Genomic DNA, 374 nt, shown 5'->3' on the forward strand with positions numbered 1-374 from the left:
GCGGGTGTAGCTCAGCTGGATAGAGTACCTGGCTACGAACCAGGCGGTCAGGGGTTCGAATCCCTTCACCCGCACCATCTTTCTATTTGCACGAAAAGACGGTGAGCTTAAGAATTGAATAAAAACAAAAGAATATCGCGGCGGGTGTAGCTCAGCTGGATAGAGTACCTGGCTACGAACCAGGCGGTCAGGGGTTCGAATCCCTTCACCCGCACCATTCTTTATAAAGCTTACTTTTGTAAGTTTTTTGTTTTTAGAGCCTATTAATATTATTCCCAATAATATTAAGCACCATGCGGGTGTAGCTCAGCTGGATAGAGTACCTGGCTACGAACCAGGCGGTCAGGGGTTCGAATCCCTTCACCCGCACCATT

Annotated in this window: 3 tRNA genes; all 3 read left to right on the forward strand. The window is 48.1% G+C overall.

The features are described 5' to 3' along the window. Positions 1 to 77: transfer RNA gene (locus Q0794_RS18120), tRNA-Arg, on the forward strand. Positions 78 to 140: 63 nt separating this feature from the next. Further along, positions 141 to 217: transfer RNA gene (locus Q0794_RS18125), tRNA-Arg, on the forward strand. Between the two features lie 78 nt (positions 218 to 295). Further along, a tRNA-Arg gene (locus Q0794_RS18130) sits at positions 296 to 372 on the forward strand. Positions 373 to 374 lie beyond the last annotated feature (2 nt).

The sequence above is a fragment of the uncultured Psychromonas sp. genome (assembly GCF_947489755.1).
Classification (GTDB): domain Bacteria; phylum Pseudomonadota; class Gammaproteobacteria; order Enterobacterales; family Psychromonadaceae; genus Psychromonas.